Source organism: Thiofilum sp. (genome assembly GCF_016711335.1).
In the GTDB taxonomy this organism is placed as follows: Bacteria; Pseudomonadota; Gammaproteobacteria; order Thiotrichales; family Thiotrichaceae; genus Thiofilum.
In genome coordinates this window covers 2,099,570-2,116,511 of record NZ_JADJTF010000001.1, presented here as the reverse complement: position 1 = coordinate 2,116,511, position 16,942 = coordinate 2,099,570, and the positions used below count along the sequence as shown (strand labels likewise).

Annotated in this window: 15 protein-coding genes; 7 read left to right on the top strand and 8 right to left on the bottom strand. The window is 43.9% G+C overall.

Annotated elements, in window-relative coordinates; all coding sequences use genetic code 11:
• The first annotated feature begins 47 nt into the window (after positions 1–47).
• On the top strand, positions 48–1,562 hold the full coding sequence (rng, locus tag IPL34_RS10130) for a ribonuclease G (RefSeq protein WP_296841317.1): 1,515 nt from the start codon (positions 48–50) through the stop codon (positions 1,560–1,562).
• Positions 1,563–1,604: 42 nt separating this feature from the next.
• Here the strand turns inward: rng and IPL34_RS10125 are convergent, their stop codons facing one another.
• Positions 1,605–3,071, bottom strand: coding sequence for a DegQ family serine endoprotease (locus IPL34_RS10125; protein ID WP_296841315.1), 1,467 nt, complete (start codon positions 3,069–3,071; stop codon positions 1,605–1,607).
• Between the two features lie 333 nt (positions 3,072–3,404).
• Here IPL34_RS10125 and IPL34_RS10120 point away from each other — a divergent pair, with 333 nt between their 5' ends.
• Entirely contained in the window at positions 3,405–4,355 is a 951-nt protein-coding gene (locus tag IPL34_RS10120) for an AEC family transporter (RefSeq protein ID WP_296841313.1), read from the top strand.
• A gap of 63 nt (positions 4,356–4,418) precedes the next feature.
• On the opposite strand, the gene serS is transcribed toward IPL34_RS10120, so the two are convergent.
• From serS to IPL34_RS10095, 5 genes are all read right to left on the bottom strand, one after another.
• Positions 4,419–5,690, bottom strand: coding sequence for a serine--tRNA ligase (serS, locus tag IPL34_RS10115; protein ID WP_296841311.1), 1,272 nt, complete (start codon positions 5,688–5,690; stop codon positions 4,419–4,421).
• Between the two features lie 76 nt (positions 5,691–5,766).
• Positions 5,767–6,684, bottom strand: a complete 918-nt coding sequence (locus tag IPL34_RS10110) for a restriction endonuclease (protein ID WP_296841309.1) — start codon at positions 6,682–6,684, stop codon at positions 5,767–5,769.
• A gap of 135 nt (positions 6,685–6,819) precedes the next feature.
• Complete coding sequence (locus tag IPL34_RS10105) at positions 6,820–7,308, bottom strand: hypothetical protein (protein WP_296841306.1); 489 nt, start codon at positions 7,306–7,308, stop codon at positions 6,820–6,822.
• 240 nt (positions 7,309–7,548) lie between these two features.
• A complete protein-coding gene (locus IPL34_RS10100) occupies positions 7,549–8,058 on the bottom strand; it encodes a hypothetical protein (protein WP_296841304.1) in 510 nt (169 codons plus the stop codon).
• Between the two features lie 200 nt (positions 8,059–8,258).
• Entirely contained in the window at positions 8,259–8,540 is a 282-nt protein-coding gene (locus IPL34_RS10095; protein WP_296841303.1) for a hypothetical protein, read from the bottom strand.
• Positions 8,541–8,794: 254 nt separating this feature from the next.
• On the opposite strand from IPL34_RS10095, the gene parE reads away from it, so the two are divergent.
• Positions 8,795–10,693 carry a DNA topoisomerase IV subunit B gene (parE, locus tag IPL34_RS10090; protein WP_296841301.1) on the top strand — a complete coding sequence of 633 codons (1,899 nt, stop codon included), beginning with the start codon at positions 8,795–8,797 and terminating at the stop codon, positions 10,691–10,693.
• A gap of 63 nt (positions 10,694–10,756) precedes the next feature.
• On the opposite strand, the gene IPL34_RS10085 is transcribed toward parE, so the two are convergent.
• A complete protein-coding gene (locus tag IPL34_RS10085; RefSeq protein ID WP_296841299.1) occupies positions 10,757–12,094 on the bottom strand; it encodes an outer membrane protein transport protein in 1,338 nt (445 codons plus the stop codon).
• A 111-nt stretch (positions 12,095–12,205) separates the two neighbouring features.
• On the opposite strand from IPL34_RS10085, the gene tgt reads away from it, so the two are divergent.
• The 4 genes from tgt (at position 12,206) to phoB (IPL34_RS10065) (ending at position 16,222) form a co-directional block, all read left to right on the top strand.
• Positions 12,206–13,333 carry a tRNA guanosine(34) transglycosylase Tgt gene (gene tgt, locus IPL34_RS10080; protein WP_296841297.1) on the top strand — a complete coding sequence of 376 codons (1,128 nt, stop codon included), beginning with the start codon at positions 12,206–12,208 and terminating at the stop codon, positions 13,331–13,333.
• Between the two features lie 98 nt (positions 13,334–13,431).
• On the top strand, positions 13,432–14,127 hold the full coding sequence (phoB, locus tag IPL34_RS10075; protein WP_366931097.1) for a phosphate regulon transcriptional regulator PhoB: 696 nt from the start codon (positions 13,432–13,434) through the stop codon (positions 14,125–14,127).
• Positions 14,128–14,130: 3 nt separating this feature from the next.
• Positions 14,131–15,444 (top strand): phosphate regulon sensor histidine kinase PhoR, encoded by a 1,314-nt coding sequence (gene phoR / locus IPL34_RS10070; RefSeq protein ID WP_296841292.1) that lies wholly within the window; start codon positions 14,131–14,133, stop codon positions 15,442–15,444.
• Between the two features lie 79 nt (positions 15,445–15,523).
• Positions 15,524–16,222, top strand: a complete 699-nt coding sequence (gene phoB / locus IPL34_RS10065) for a phosphate regulon transcriptional regulator PhoB (protein WP_366931096.1) — start codon at positions 15,524–15,526, stop codon at positions 16,220–16,222.
• A 51-nt stretch (positions 16,223–16,273) separates the two neighbouring features.
• Here phoB (IPL34_RS10065) and IPL34_RS10060 read toward each other — a convergent pair whose 3' ends face one another.
• Positions 16,274–16,858, bottom strand: a complete 585-nt coding sequence (locus IPL34_RS10060; RefSeq protein WP_296841289.1) for a hypothetical protein — start codon at positions 16,856–16,858, stop codon at positions 16,274–16,276.
• Between the last annotated feature and the right edge of the window lie 84 nt (positions 16,859–16,942).

Sequence of the window (16,942 nt, the reverse complement as noted above, 5' to 3'; positions counted from 1 at the left end):
GGCGTCGTCAGAACCCATTTACGGCGCTCTATAATAAGAGAGATAAGATGAGTGCTGAATTATTAATAAATGTTACCCCGCAGGAGTCGCGGGTAGCCCTCTTGGAAAATGGAGTATTGCAAGAGGTTTTGATCGAACGCTCCTCTAAACGCGGAATTGTGGGTAATATTTATCGCGGTACAGTATCGCGGGTTTTGCCCGGCATGGAAGCTGCTTTTATTGATATTGGTCTAGATAAATCGGCTTTTTTACACGCCTCTGATTTAACCATGCCAAATTTAGATGATTTTATTAATGCGGATGGTTCGCGCCCTACTCCTACTCCTATGCCTCATATTGGTAGTTTTTTACATGAGGGCAAAAAGCTGCTAGTGCAAGTGATTAAAGACCCATTAGGAACCAAAGGCGCACGGCTGACTACTTATATTACTATCCCCTCGCGGTATCTGGTGTTCATGCCGGATAGCTCGAATACGGGGGTATCCAGCAAAATCGAAAGCCCTCAAGAGCGTGAGCGGCTACGTCAACTGATGCTGGCTTTACGTGAGGAATTTAATGATCAATATGGCTATATAGTACGTACCGCTGCGGAAGGCATTAGTATTGATGAACTGCGCCGCGATATGCGTTTTTTGCGTAATTTATGGCAAAACATTGAAAGTACGCATAACGGTACGAATGGGATGGCCTCCAGTACGCCTTTAAAAAACTCTGTGGTCTATGCAGACCTACCCTTAGTATTACGTGTCTTACGCGATATGGTCGGTGAGCGTATTGAGCGCGTATTAATTGATTCGCGTGAGACCGTCTCCAAAGTACTTAGTTTTAGTGAAAAATATATACCAGACTTAGTTCCTGTGATTGAGCACTATGCGGGTGAGCGCCCTATTTTTGACTTGCATGGCGTGGAAGATGAAATTCAAAAAGCACTACAGCGTAAAGTACCGCTTAAATCCGGTGGCTATTTAATCATTGATCAAACTGAGGCTATGACCACGATTGATGTCAATACTGGTGGGTTTGTCGGTACGCGTAATTTAGAGGAAACCATTTTTCGTACTAACTTAGAAGCGGCCCAAGCTATCGCCCGACAACTAAGGCTACGTAACTTAGGTGGGATTATTATTCTAGATTTCATTGATATGTTGGAAGGTGAGCACCGCCAACAAGTTATGAAAGTACTAGAACGTGCGTTAGAAAAAGATTATGCCAAAACTTATATTTGTGATGTCTCGCCCTTAGGCTTAGTGGAAATGACGCGTAAACGCACGCGTGAAAGCCTAGAGCATGTACTATGTGAATCTTGCCCTACCTGTAATGGGCGCGGCTATGTCAAAACCGCTGAGACGGTGTGCTATGAGATTTTCCGTGAAATATTACGTGCAGTACGCCAATTCGATGCTAAGTCACTCTTAGTACTCGCCTCGCAAGAAGTGATTGATCTATTGCTAGATGAGGAATCGAGTAGCTTGGCGGAATTACAGGAGTTTGTATCGATTCCGATACGCCTACAGGTCGAAGCACTCTACACCCAAGAACACTTCGACGTGGTGTTGCTTTAGCACGCTAGCGAGCTTATGTCGCTAGCGTATATAAGCACAGGGTTACTTCTTGATGGTAACAGCCACAAAGCGCGTGCGATCATCACGTAAAATCAGCACCGCCAAGGGTTTATCGGCTGAGGCTTTATTAATAATTTCGCGCAAGGTAGCCGAATCCTTAATAGCCGTATTATCTACTGATAGAATAATATCGCCAACCTCAATACCGGCTTCAGCGGCTGGGCTATCAGCTTGTACTTCACGCACTGCCACACCCTGCTCTTTTAAAGCGCTATTTTTGTCGCGCTCTTGTTGAGTTAATTCAGCGACTGCAACACCTAAAGCCCCTTTAGTAGCTTTGGACTCAGCTAAGGTTGTACCCTCTTTGCTCGGTAGTTTTTCAATCGTAGCATTGACGGTAACCGCCTTACCCGCACGCCATACTTCCACGGGAACCGATTTACCAATCGCAGTATTACCGACTAAGAGTGGTAAAGTATTAGCTGATTCCACGATCAGATTATTAAAGCCAGTAATCACATCACCTGCTTGGATACCTGCTTTATCAGCGGGACTGCTTGGCAATACGCTCGCCACTAATGCGCCTTTAGTTTGGGGTAATGACAACGACTGAGCCAATTTAGGCTCAACATTTTGAATCTCAACCCCTAACCAACCGCGACTGACTTGCCCACTGGTTTTGAGCTGATCAGTGACGTTTTTAACTACATTAATAGGGATAGCAAACGATACCCCCATATAGCCCCCACTACGGCTATAGATTTGCGAATTTACTCCGATGACCTGACCTTGGAGATTAAATAAGGGACCACCCGAATTCCCCGGATTCACAGCGGCGTCGGTTTGAATAAAGGGCACATAGGTTTCGGTCGGCAAACTACGGGATAGAGCACTGACAATCCCTTGAGTCGCGGTATGATCTAAGCCAAACGGTGCACCAATCGCTACGACCCATTGACCTACATCTAATTTATCGGAGTCACCCAATTGCACAGTAGGTAAGTTATCCGCTTTCACTTTGAGTAAGGCGACATCACTAAGCTTATCTGAGCCTACAATTTCAGCTTCTAATTCACGCTTATCGGTGAGGCGCACAGTGACTGTTTTAGCGTCATCCACGACGTGCGCATTGGTTACGACGTAGCCATCAGAGGATATAATAAACCCAGAACCAAAGGCTTGTGGGGCACGCCCACCGCCACGCGGTCCACGCGGTAATTGACGGAAGAATTGCTGTAATTCCTCAGGTAACTCGTCAAAACCATCGGGCATAGCCCCCATACCGTCTGCTTTACCATCTACACTAATACTGACCACTGCGGGGCTATTCGCTTTAATCAATCCTGTTAGTTCAGGAAGTCCAGCCGCCATAGGCGCTGCCATTAATCCGGGAGGTGCGGGAGGCGTTGTGGTATCAGCCCCACTTGAAACCGCCCCTAAACCTAAACCGGTAGCTAAAATAGCGCTTAATAATAATTTACGACCTGTAGTTAAACTAAACTGTTGCATAGGTTATCTCCTGATTATTCTTCCTATCGCCACTTATCGGGTTGGAGTAATAGTGGCACAGGATGGTGCACGGATTGTGGAAACATCGTGTTTTTATGGGATTTATTCATCAGCACTTTCCTGAATACCAGCTCTTTACTTTCTTAGCTAAAAGTACTTAAATCGATTTAAAATTAACTTATTTCCTCCGTTTAGCCCCACTTCACGTTTCTGCATTAAGAAGTGGGGGCTTTTTGGCAGAAAACAAGTTTAACCTAGCAAGAACCGTCCAATAACTATCACCATTCAACGCTTTCTGTAACCACCTAAGCTTATTACAACCAACTGATTACTATGACTTTATTACTCGCTAATTTGCAATTTGCGCTCTCTATTACCGCTCCTATTTTTATTCTTTTGACCTTAGGGGTTTTATTAAAGCAGTTAAATATCTTAACAGATGCGTTTATCGAATCTGGTTCTAAAATTGTTTTTACGGTTGCGCTACCTGTTTTACTGTTTACCAGCATTGTGCAAACACCTACCGATCAGGCGCATGATTTAGCTTTAATCTTATATGCGACCTTAGCCACGCTTACGGTTTATATCCTGTTGGAAGTATTAGCTCATTATTGGATTCAGCCACCTGCGGATCGTGGGGTGATTGTACAAGGCGCTTTTCGTTCTAATATGGGGATTATTGGGCTAGCTTATTGTTTAAATGCTTATGGAACGGCTGGAGTAGCTGCGGCTTCCCTATATGTAGGATTAGTGACGATTGTTTTTAATGTCTTAGCCGTTATTACCTTGAGCCGCTCTTTGCAACGTGAGGGTGGTTTAAGCAAAACCTTAACCGGTATTGCCAAAAATCCCTTTATTATTGCGATTGTACTCGCGTTAATGGTGTCGGGCTTAGGGTGGAAATTACCACCCTTATTGGTACAAACCGGAGATTATTTGGCAAAAATGGCCTTGCCCCTAGCACTCCTTTGTACTGGCGGAGCCTTAAGTTTCAAAGCGTTGCGTCTGGAGTCTCATAACACTCTGTTAGCTACTTTAATGAAAGCCGTCATAGTCCCTTTGCTGATCACGGCTATCGGCGCATTATTAGGCTTTAAAGGGATGAGTTTGGGGATTTTATTTTTAATGACTTCAGCCCCTACCGCCGCTGCTAGTTATATTATGGTAAGAGCGATGGGTGGGAATGCAGTATTAGCGGCTAATATTATTGCATTAACTACATTAGCTTCCATCTTGACGACCAGCTTAGGCATTACGATTTTGAAGGGATTGGAACTAATGTGAAACCCCACCCCAACCCTCCCCTTATCAAGGGAGGGCGTAAAAATCAGACGAGTTTAGGGAAATTTAAGCTAGGTACTCAGCACCATTCATATAAGGCTGGAGTACTCTAGGAATACGCATACGACCATCGGCTTCTTGATAATTTTCTAAAATCGCTACCAAGGTACGACCTACTGCTAAACCAGAGCCATTTAAGGTATGCACCAACTCAGGCTTGCCTCCTTCTGGGCGATAACGCGCCATCATACGCCGTGCTTGGAAATCAACCATATTGGAGCAAGAAGAAATCTCACGATATTTCTGTTGACCGGGTAACCATACTTCTAGGTCATAGGTTTTTGCAGAGGAAAATCCAGTATCGCCCGCACATAACGCTAGTACGCGATACGGTAACTCAAGCGCCTGTAAAATCGCCTCCGCGTGTCCCGTCATAGTTTCCAAGGTTTGCCATGAGTCTTCGGGTTTTACCACCCATACCATTTCCACCTTTTCAAACTGATGTTGTCTGATTAAACCCCGCGTGTCTTTACCATAAGAACCCGCCTCTGAACGAAAACAAGGAGTATGGCAAATAAACTTTAAAGGCAATTGACTCTCAGGCACGATTTCATCACGCACTAGATTCGTCACCGGGACTTCAGCGGTCGGAATCAGGTAGTAGCCTTGCTCATTATTAAGCTTGAATAAGTCTTCCTCAAACTTAGGTAATTGCCCTGTACCGCGCAAAGAATCGGCATTGACCATATAAGGCACATAAACCTCATTATAACCATGCTGCTCAGTATGAGTATTGAGCATGAACTGAATGAGTGCACGGTGTAATTTCGCCATTGCAGTCCGTAGCACCACAAAGCGTGAACCTGTTAACTTACTGCCTGCATCAAAATCCATCCAACCATTCGGCGCACCTAGATCAACATGATCTTTAGGCGTGAAATCAAATGGACGGGGTGAACCCCAGCGACGTACTTCGAGATTATCATTTTCGTCTTTGCCATCGGGTACTGATGCATCCAAAATATTGGGAATATTCAAGGCTATAGTCTGAATTTGCTCTTGTAGAGCAGCTAAAGCTTGTTCAGATTGCACTAAACGCTCACCTAAGCCATCGACTTCGGCTAAAAGAGGCTGAATATCCTCACCGCGTGCTTTTGCTTGACCAATCGCTTTGGAACGTAGAGTTCTTTGGTTTTGTAATTCTTGAGTAGCACTTTGTAATTCACGGCGTTGGGATTCTAATTCTTGAATACGAGCTACATCGAGTTTAAAACCGCGTCGCGCTAATTGCTGCGCAACCTCCTCTAAATCGTTTCTGAGACGCTTTGGATCAAGCATGATTTACCTCAAATACCTTATCGTTATGGTTAGTTTGATCAAAATTAGTAAACGCAAAAGCATAGCATAGCGCAGCCTAGCCTGCCTCAAAATAATCACTATCTAGCTTTTTCACTTCATACGTCTCAACCGTAGATACCCCAATATTATGTTCCACCATCAGTTCAGCCAAGCGCACACCGTCAATTAAAATAATTCGTGTATCAATTAAAGACGCATATTCCTTGGCTTCACGCGAAAAATTAGACGTGGTAATAAACACACCCTTCTTAGCCCGTTGCCCCTGTAAGGCTCCCGCAAAACGTTGAATATCAGGTCGCCCCACTGTCCCCTCCCAGCGCTTTGCTTGAATATAAATCACATCTAAACCCAACCTATCCTCATTAATAATCCCATCAATCCCACCGTCGCCCGTTTTACCTAAGGCTTGACCTGCATCCAAACGATTACCGCCGTAACCCATTTTAACCAATAAATCGACTACCAAACGCTCAAAAAAGGCTGGTGAGGCTTGCTTCACGGTTTCTAATAATTCCTGCTCTAAGCTCTCACTCATCACTCGATGAGCAGAAGCTAGAATATCTTCCGGTGTGTCATCAAAAATGAGGTCTGTATCCCAGTTGATATGCTGTTCGGGATCTTTAGGGCGTTTACGCTCTTTGAAAGCTTGAAACTCAGGAAACTGTTGTAATAAGGCTAGGGTAATACCCTCTGGATGATTAGCTAACAGCTTTAGACCGCGATCAGTGATTTGTAAAGCACCCCGTTCGGGCGTACTCAAAGCCCCCGCTTGCTTTAAATAAGTACGCGCCCAACTGACCCGATTCATAAAAACGGTTTGAGAACCACTTTCTAATAGCTCAGTACGCTCGTTTATGCTTAGTTGCAGTTCATTGGCTAATTGATTAACTGCATCCCGTAAACGATGGGCACGTTGATCCGAAGCTAAGCGCAATAATGGCAACATTAATGTTTGATAGGTGGGTAGGGACATTATGCTATCCAAGATATGGGTTAGCTCTATTCTAGCAAGATAGTCCTCGCATAAAAGCAAAAACCTCTAATTGCTGTTAAGCAACTAGAGGCAGATGACTATTCTTTTAAAGATATGATTAATTAAACGACTGGCTTAGCATCCACTAACACAATCATCCTTATTGATTTCGTTAATTAGTAAACCTGCGCCTATAACACCCGCAGCAATCCCAGCAGCACCACCGAAACCGCTAACAGGAACATTACCCGTGGAAGGTAAGTTAACGGGACGGTTATTAAAACCACTGCCATCGGTCACTGTTTCAGTTCTTAGGCGTACTTTTTGAGAGTTTCCGCACGGATTCGCTGCTGAAATGTTTAACGCCTCACTACTTCCGTACACACGGCTACTGTCAGGAAATCTCGCAGGGCAGCTATCAAACTGAATTTTAACTTTGCCATTGCCAGTAGTAATAATACGATCACCTTCCTGCAACACAGTCCCATTGGTTACTAACGACTGTTTGCCTGCTCGCTCTACCACTACTCTACCTTCTACACCACTAACTACGGCAGCTTGGGCAACTGAAGCTAGACTTAAAGTTACTAAGCTAGATAGTGTCAATATTTTTAGCATTTTCATATAAATTTCCTCTAAGTTTGTTATTTATTAACCAACAGACTTTCTTGATTAAAAACCATCAAAAACCTGTAAATTACTAATGTTATTAAGATAATTAAACTTAGTCTTTCACACTCATTTGACACATTATGCCGTGTGCTTTTATTTGGAACCAGTTAAAACTCGCTTTTTTTAATGAAAAAAATATCTAAAAACAGGGCTCATTAATTTAAAAAAACTAATGAACCTAACGATTTCAAATTAACAACCACTTACACAGCCGTCATCATCGTCCACTAATGCCACTACGCCTGCAATGCCTAAGCCAGCCGCTAATATCCCCCATCCTGTTCCTACTCCAGCAAAGCTGCCACTACTCGTAGTTACATTAGGAGCTACATAAGTGGGTAAATTATGAGTAGTGACTAACTTTTTAGTGATGGTACGTGCAGGTCCCTTAGTCACGGTAACGGCACTTCCTGTGCAACCATTGCCTTTCACAATTTTAATATGCGTATTTTGATCATAGCGCTCTATACAGCCAGTATCGGCATAAGCTACGGTCGCTAGTGACTTACGCATTACCATAACGCGATCACCGTGATAGAGCGGCATACGCGCTTTAGCTAATACCTGTGAACCGTTAGCTTTTTGAACGATGACGCGCCCAGCGACGCTAGCAATATGACCTAACTCCTGTGCGGATGCGGTAGCAGTGCTCACCAGAGCCGTAGCACCCAGAAAAGTAGTCATTATAGTGGTGGGATTCATGGCAATACCTCAGTAATAGATAGTTGATTACTAAGGCTTAACTTTAGAGTGTTACCACATTAAAGATCATAAAAGTCCGATAAACGTATTTTTTTTACTTATTAGCGTGGGTTGTAGACCATAGGTTCACTTTAAATAAAAAAGCCCTGAAACAACTTCAGGGCTTCTTAAACAACCAACAGTTAGTTAGTAATGTCTTATTAGCAACCGCTTTTGCAAGGCTCATCGCCACTAATATCAGCAGCGATAGCAACAGTGACTACTACCGCTATTGCTAAACCAATACCAACGCCAGCACCGGCTCCAGCAGCACCACCTAAACGTGGACCTTTAATCGCTGTAATTTGCTTACCCTTTTTAATGGGTTGAACTTTAACAGTTTTATCTAATTGAGCAGGAGCCGCTTGTGCTGTGCTTAGAGTGCTAGTCACGGCAAACAAAGCAACTGCTAATGATAATCCTAGTTTTTTTAACATAGTCATCTATAGTTTCCTTCTGAAAGTACTTCATTCATATAGCAGGGTGAAAAAAACACTCTACTAATTCTAGTATAACAAGTAATGATTAAGAGGTGGTTAAGTTAACCCAAAAATTTTAGTGTAATTTTTTACTTTTCGGTATTTTTAGAGTAAAAAGCGTATACTAACTTTACTCAATCGAATAATAATCACCACTTCTCCAGCTTAATTAGCTGATTGATAATTATTGTAATAGTTTAAAAAGCACTATAACACCTATGACCGACACTACTACTTATGGCGCTGCTTCTATTGAAGTATTAACAGGATTAGATCCTGTACGCAAACGTCCGGGCATGTATACTGATACTACCCGTCCTAATCATCTTGCACAAGAAGTTATTGATAATAGCGTCGACGAAGCGCTAGCGGGTCATGCCAACTTTATTGATGTAATCTTGTACAGCGATGGCTCTTTATCAGTCACTGATAATGGGCGTGGTATGCCGGTTGACCTTCATCCTGAGCAAAAACTTCCGGGAGTGGAAGTTATTCTATGTACCTTACATGCAGGCGGTAAATTTTCTACCGATAATTACCAATTCTCTGGTGGGCTACACGGTGTCGGTGTCTCAGTCGTCAATGCCCTATCTGAACGCTTACAAGTCACCATTAAGCGTGAAGGTAAAGTCTATAACATGAACTTTGCCAATGGCTATAAAGCCAGTGAGCTAATGGTCACAGGTGCAACGACTAAAAAAGATACGGGGACTAAGGTTCATTTTTGGCCTAATGCTCAATACTTTGACAGTGCCAAATTTAGTGTAAGTCGTCTGCGTCATACTCTAAAAGCCAAAGCTGTATTATGTCCGGGTCTAAAAGTACGCTTCACTGATCAATCAGAAACGATACCCGAAACGACTGAATGGCACTATGAAAATGGCTTACGTGACTATTTACTGGAGGCTGTAAGTGAATTTATTACTTTACCTGAAAAAGCCTTTACTAGCTCGCTCAAAGCTACCACTCAAGCCTTGGATTGTGCACTAACATGGCTTCCCGAAGGGGGAACAGCGATTCAAGAAAGCTATGTCAACCTGATTCCTACGATGCAAGGCGGTACTCATGTCAATGGTTTACGCACAGGTGTGACCGATGCGCTAAGGGAATTTTGTGAATTTCGTAACCTGCTTCCACGTGGATTAAAGCTGACACCTGATGATGTGTGGGAAAATATTGCCTATGTGTTGTCACTTAAAATGCAAGACCCCCAATTTGCGGGACAAACGAAAGAGCGTCTGTCTTCGCGGGAGGCGGCTGGGTTTGTCGCTGCGACTATAAAGGATGCCTTTGCGCTTTATCTCAATCAAAATACTGAAGTAGGTGAGCAATTAGCCCAACTCGCTATCAGTAATGCCAATCGGCGGCAACGTTCTAGCAAAAAGGTGGTACGTAAACGCGTGACCGCCGGTCCTGCTTTACCGGGGAAACTAGCAGATTGTGCCTCACAAGATATTTTGCGTACTGAATTATTTTTAGTCGAAGGTGATTCAGCCGGAGGCTCGGCTAAGCAAGCACGAGATCGTGAGTTTCAGGCTATTATGCCGCTGCGGGGTAAGATTCTTAATACGTGGGAGGTCGATGCAGAACAAGTACTAGCCTCGCAAGAAGTGCATGATATAGCAGTCGCTTTAGGGGTCGATCCGGGCAGTACCGACTTGTCACAATTACGCTATGGCAAGATTTGTATTCTCGCCGATGCGGATTCGGATGGAGCGCATATTGCTACTTTATTATGTGCTTTGTTTGTAAAGCATTTCCGTCCCCTTGTTGCAGCAGGTCATGTATATGTCGCTATGCCTCCCCTGTATCGCATTGATATAGGTAAGGAAGTGTATTACGCCTTGGATGATGCGGAAAAACAATCACGGCTTGAAGTAATAGCGGCTGAGAAGAAGCGCGGTACGATTACCGTGACTCGTTTTAAGGGCTTGGGTGAAATGAATCCGCTACAACTGCGTGAAACTACTATGACCCCCGATACACGACGCTTAGTGCGATTGGCTCTGGAAGAAGCTGAAACGGCTGATACGCTTATGGATATGTTGCTCTCGAAAAAACGCGCGGCGGATCGTAAGCAGTGGCTAGAAACTAAGGGCAATCTAGCCACAGTGTAAGCTTAAAATAAAAAGCCTGCTCACTTAGCAGGCTTTTTACAGTAAAGTTTTTAAAAAAATTTCTCAGAAACGGCGGCTATAGGCAAACCCAAGTATGTTCTGATCCATTTTTAAATTATACATATCTAAACCTACTGGCGAGACGCCAGCACCTTGAATTTCCTTCTCAAAGGCATGAACGTAACTTACTGTCAGATCTGATTTAGGTGATAATTTAAATTCTGCTCCCAGAGATAAATGTCGCTCTGATGTAGCAGGTGCTAAAACGTTAAAAGTAGTCTCGGTACTTTTAACCGGTGACTTACCGTAGTTATAACCTGCCATTAGAGCAGTAGTAGGGGTCATTTGGTGTTTAACACCCAACTTGTAAATAGTTTGGTTTTGCCAGCCGAATCCTGGGCCTCCATTCGAACCTAGTTGGGCAGACCCAAAACTTGTGGACGTATTACCTACAGAAGCTAATTTATTATACTCAATGTGCTGTATATCCATTGCTACAGTTGTTTTACGGGTTGCCTTAAAACTTAAGCCTACTGTAGTAGCAGCTGGTACATCAAACTCTCCACCATTAGCTAATAACCCCTTATACTTGTCAAGCTTGCCCATTTTTACTTTACTACGATATGAAATACCCGCACTTACACGCGGACTTAATTGCCCCTGCCACCCAATTGTGCCCCCCACACCCGTCGAAGAGTCGTATCCGTTATTCGTGACCGAATTAGAATCGACACTAAAACCAGGAGCTGTGAAACTGCTTAATCCCTCTGCTTTAAACTTTTGATAAACTCCATTTAACGAAAGCCCTACAGCCTGAGTCTCACCCATTTTAAAGCTTATAGTAGGAGACACGAAAAGTTGTTGGTAATCCACACCTACATCACTTGACATAAAAGGAGGCGAGTTAAGATTAGCATAACCTGTATTCATTCCTCCGTTACCGTAGATAACAATACCAGCTGCCATACCTTTACTAAGCGAACGCTTATAACCACCTTCAGGTACGTAAAAAGTGGACTTTTTATTACCGCTATACTCTGTATTAGTAGTACGATCTACTACTGAACGCTTAGGCTTAAACACCTCCAACCCCACATCATACCCATCGGGAATAAATGAGGCAGCGGCTGGGTTAGTGGCCATGCTGGTAGTATTAATAGGATTAGCGACCGCTGCTCCCCCCATAGAACGGTGTGCCATACCTAAACCAGTAGGCGCTAAACCATTAGTGGCAAAAGCTATTGAAGAGAAACAGGTAGTTGAGATTAAGAGTGATAGACTCACGAGACGAGCATTTAACATCGTTATTTTTCCTCCTAGAAAACCTACAAAATTTAAGGTATGAATCCATCCTGACAGTGTAGTATTAAAACCACAATGCCCCACTAGAGAGATAGGCATTGATTTTCATCAAAACCTAGCCAGATTAGGTAAAATTTACTCAACACTACCCCTAGTGCTACCTAAATTAGGTATGATGCGCGTTTATTTTTAAGTGCTTGGAAGCTAGCAATGTCGCACTTGCAATTTACCCTCTTTAACACTCAAGGTGCTGCGCGTCGCGGTCAGCTCACTTTCCCGCGCGGTACAGTACAAACCCCTGCTTTTATGCCCGTTGGAACTTATGGCACGGTAAAAGCCATGACCCCCGAAGAACTCAAAGGACTAGGCGCGGAAATTATTTTGGGTAATACCTTTCACCTAATGCTGCGCCCCGGAACGGAAATAGTGCGCCTCAAGGGTGATTTACATGAGTTTATGCACTGGGATAAACCGATTTTGACCGATTCGGGTGGCTTTCAAGTGTTCTCATTGGCACAAATGCGCAAAATCACCGAGGAAGGGGTGCATTTCCAATCTCCGGTTAATGGCAATAAAATCCTCATGACCCCTGAATCATCTATGCAAGTGCAGCGCGAATTAGGGTCAGATATTGTGATGATTTTTGATGAATGCACCCCCTATCCTGCGACCTTTGAGGAAGCTAAAACTTCAATGGAATTATCACTGCGCTGGGCGCGACGCAGTAAAAATGCTCATGAGGGTAATCCTTCTGCACTCTTTGGTATCGTTCAAGGTGGTGTTTATGAGGACTTACGCAAAATCTCAGCCAAAGGTTTGCAAGCTATAGATTTTGATGGCTATGCCGTAGGTGGCTTGGCAGTGGGTGAGCCTAAAGAAGATCGGGATCGCATTTTAGAAGCAACCGTTCCTTTACTTCCCACCGATAAGCCCCGCTATTTAATGGGCGTCGGCAAACCTGAGGATATTGTCGAGGGGGTTCGGCGCGGGATTGATATGTTTGATTGTGTGATTCCTACACGTAATGCACGAAATGGTTTTCTGTTTACCCGCTACGGACAGCTTAAAATTCGTAATAGCGTGAATAAGACTGATACTCGCCCCATTGACGAACAATGCGGTTGCTATACCTGCCAACACTATTCGCGGGCTTATTTACATCACTTAGATAAATGTAATGAGATTTTAGGAGCACGTCTCAATACTATTCATAACCTGTACTATTACCAAGAACTGATGCGTGGTATGCGTGCTGCTTTAGATCAAGGTGAGTTTGAACAGTTTGTTACTGATTTCTATGCCCAACGTGCCTCGTCTAAGGGGCAAACTGAGGAATAACCTTAAACCTTTCATCTTTAGCCTATTTTAGGTCGCATCCACAGCCTTATGACAGTTTAATGACATAAAACTGTCATAATTCAGCATTACACTCCCCTATCATGAAGAAACATATTTTACTCATTGAAGATGAAGCCCCGATTCGCCAGATGGTGAAATTTGCTTTAGAGCGCGAGGGCTATGAAATCTCTGAAGCCGCGAATGCTAAAGAGGCACGTACTTTAATTGCCGAACGTGTACCTGATTTAATGTTAGTGGATTGGATGCTGCCGGATTTATCAGGTCCTGAACTGATTAAACGGTTGCGAGCTGAGGAACTGACGCATGATGTACCGGCTATTATGTTGACCGCCAAGGCGGATGAAGAAAATATGATTCAGGGGCTTGATCATGGCGCGGATGACTACCTCACTAAACCCGTTTCTATGAAGGTGCTTAGCGCCCGTATTAAAGCCTTGCTGCGCCGTAGCATTGGTTTTAATGAAGAAACCGTATTACGCATAGGTCGCCTCGCTTTAGATCAAGCGTCTTATCAATTGCGTATTGATCAAATGCCTGTGGCTATTGGCTTGACAGAATTCCGCTTGTTAGAATTCTTTATGCAGCATCCCGGTCGAGTCTATTCACGCGCCCAACTCTTAGATTTTGTTTGGGGGCAGAGTAAGTACTTAGAAGAGCGCACGGTGGATGTACATATCTTGCGCCTGCGCAAAGCCTTAAAACCCTACGAAGTAGATCACTATATTCAAACGGTGCGTGGCGCTGGCTATCGGTTTGAACAGGACAATACCTAACTTATGCAAGCCTATTGGTCGATTGAAATACGCCGTCTGATCGGTGGCGTGGTGCTAGCTCTTATGCTGGGGTTCATCACTGGCTACTGGTTAATCTCGTTGTTAGCCACCGCGTTAGGCTATATCGCGTGGTTTTTATATAAGCTGCGCCAATTACAATTATGGCTAGTGCATGATTTCAAACCCGATGAGTTACCGGATAGTGACGGAGCTTGGGAACAAATTGTTACCTTGATCAATCGCTCGCGCCAAAAAAGTATTAAGCGTAAGCAAAAACAAGAAGAACTCTTGCAACGCCTTAATAATATTATTTCCGCCCTACCCGATGCGGTCATTTTGTTTGATGATCAACATATTATTCAATGGACGAATAATATGGCATTTGAACTGATGGGTATTAACGACCAAACCGATGTTGGGCAACGCATTGATAATCTATTACGCGCCCCAGAGATTGCCAAAGCGCTTAATACTATGGATACCGAGGACGCGATTCAGTTTATTTCGCCCCGTAATGCTCAAGCTACATTACAAGCGCGTATTTTGCCTGTGGAGCGGGGTCTATGGCTGCTTAATGTGCGCGATATTAGTCAACGTATTCAATTGCAACATACGCGCAAAGCCTTTATTGCCAATGCCTCACACGAATTGCGCACCCCTTTGACCGTAGTCAGTGGTTATCTCGAACTCATGCAGGAAGATCCTGAGGTTCCCCAGCATTTAGCTATGGCAATCCAGCAATCCCGTGAACAAACCTTGCGTATGCAGCAAATCATTAGCGATATGCTGACCCTTTCTAAATTAGAAACTATGGAACGTACCCATATTCCATTACGCGAGGTCAATGTACCGGACATTCTTAAAAATACCAGCCAAGCCCTGACCGATACTTTAGCGGCACAATCACATACCTTAGAAACCTATATTGAACCTAATCTCACCATTATGGGCGTTGAGAGTGAACTCACCAGCGCTATTACTAATTTAATGGATAATGCGATTAAGCATACCCCCGCTGGTACTCATATCGTGGTGCGTTGGGAACGACTGAATAAGGATTATGCTGCCTTGACGGTAACTGATAATGGCCCTGGCATTCCCGAAGAACATATTGCGCATCTCACCGAGCGCTTTTATCGCGTGGATACCGGACGCTCGCGTGAACGGGGGGGTACCGGTTTGGGGTTATCGATTGTGAAGCATGTGATTCAAAATCATCAAGGCTACTTAACCATTAAAAGCCGTGTGGGTGAAACCATTTTCCAAGCTAGCTTCCCTGCTCGCCACGCCCCCATTGTTTCAGAAAATCAAAGCTAATCACGTATTTTAGCGACTTTTGTCATCTTTGTGTTATATGTTTGCGCTCTAATAGCTGAATCATTCAAAGCTGAGAAAGATTAATATGAATACTGTGTTAATCATTGAAGATGAAGCACCGATCCGCCAATTAGTGGCTTACACCTTAGAGCGCGTAGGACATACCTTATTAGAAGCGGATTGTGGACGCGCTGCCCAAGAGATTTTAGCGCAACAACAACCGGATATGATTTTAATGGATTGGATGTTGCCGGATTTAACGGGCTTAGAACTCACCCGTCGTTTTAAGCGCCATGTTAATTTAAGCCATATTCCGATTATTATGCTCACCGCTCGCGCCGACGAAGCGGATAAAATTGCTGGCTTAAATTCCGGTGCAGATGACTATATGAGTAAGCCCTTTTCTCCTGCCGAATTACTGGCTCGCATGCGTGCCGTCTGGAGAAGAGTGCAGCCGCAATTGCCACCCGCCACCTTGACTTGTCGTGATTTGACTTTAGATATTCACAGTCATCGGGTGTATATTGGTCACGAAACCTTAGATTTAGGCCCGACTGAATTTCGCTTATTAAAGTTTTTCCTCCAACATCCAGAGCGCGTTTATAGTCGTGAGCAGCTATTAAAACAAGCGTGGGGCCCTAGTGTATATGTGGAAGAGCGCACGGTGGATGTACATATTTTGCGTCTACGTAAAATCCTCATGCCTTTTGGCTATGACGATTTTATCCAAACAGTACGGGGTGCAGGCTATCGTTTTTCACCCACTACACCGGTTTAAAAGTCTAAATCGATAAGGGTGATTAAACCTCACCCTTACCAGATTAGATGACTAGCCCCCCACTTTACACGCATCTAATAGACCATCCATTTGCCAATCCTTGAGTAAAGGTGCTTTATCTTTAACGGTAATAGCTTTGCCATTCAGTGTGCCCTTACCCGTTAATAAATTCACATCGCACTGTGTGCCTGCGGCATTAGGCTCTAAAGTGTCATAGTCGTTATACGTAAACCCTGCTGCTACAAAATTATTATTACGATAGGCTACAGTAATAGTCTGGTTCCAACGATTACGCCCAATGGCTTCATTGGCAGATTTGATTAATAACGAACCCTTTTTCGATAATTCTAAGCTCGGTAATGTACCCCACATACCCCCCACCCAAACCGCATCTTTACGCACTAGATCCAGCTTAAACTCATTCGCCGCTTCGCCCCCTACATAGAGGTATAAATCAGCTTGGTCCGTTTCTTTATTGGTGACTAAAATCGCACGATCCATTGAGCCATCATCATTCCAATCGGCGGTGAGCGCATCAATCACATCCCCCGCTCTAACCATTTCATCCGCCGCTTGTACATTCTGAAGCGCTAAACCTAAACTCACTACTGCACTCGCTAATACGATTCGTAACATACTCATACCTCGCTATTGATAACTTGCAAAAAATAATCATGCCTTAACCAAGAGTAAAATTAGGAGTACATCAGTACTCCTAAT

Coding starts and splice junctions, on each gene's coding strand:
- rng (WP_296841317.1), top strand. CDS start 48: ATGAGTGCTGAATTATTAATAAATGTTACCCCGCAGGAGTCGCGGGTA.
- IPL34_RS10095 (WP_296841303.1), bottom strand. CDS start 8,540: ATGACTATGTTAAAAAAACTAGGATTATCATTAGCAGTTGCTTTGTTT.
- phoR (WP_296841292.1), top strand. CDS start 14,131: ATGCAAGCCTATTGGTCGATTGAAATACGCCGTCTGATCGGTGGCGTG.
- IPL34_RS10110 (WP_296841309.1), bottom strand. CDS start 6,684: ATGTCCCTACCCACCTATCAAACATTAATGTTGCCATTATTGCGCTTA.
- IPL34_RS10120 (WP_296841313.1), top strand. CDS start 3,405: ATGACTTTATTACTCGCTAATTTGCAATTTGCGCTCTCTATTACCGCT.
- IPL34_RS10125 (WP_296841315.1), bottom strand. CDS start 3,071: ATGCAACAGTTTAGTTTAACTACAGGTCGTAAATTATTATTAAGCGCT.
- IPL34_RS10085 (WP_296841299.1), bottom strand. CDS start 12,094: ATGCCTATCTCTCTAGTGGGGCATTGTGGTTTTAATACTACACTGTCA.
- serS (WP_296841311.1), bottom strand. CDS start 5,690: ATGCTTGATCCAAAGCGTCTCAGAAACGATTTAGAGGAGGTTGCGCAG.
- IPL34_RS10060 (WP_296841289.1), bottom strand. CDS start 16,858: ATGTTACGAATCGTATTAGCGAGTGCAGTAGTGAGTTTAGGTTTAGCG.
- parE (WP_296841301.1), top strand. CDS start 8,795: ATGACCGACACTACTACTTATGGCGCTGCTTCTATTGAAGTATTAACA.
- IPL34_RS10105 (WP_296841306.1), bottom strand. CDS start 7,308: ATGAAAATGCTAAAAATATTGACACTATCTAGCTTAGTAACTTTAAGT.
- IPL34_RS10100 (WP_296841304.1), bottom strand. CDS start 8,058: ATGAATCCCACCACTATAATGACTACTTTTCTGGGTGCTACGGCTCTG.
- tgt (WP_296841297.1), top strand. CDS start 12,206: ATGTCGCACTTGCAATTTACCCTCTTTAACACTCAAGGTGCTGCGCGT.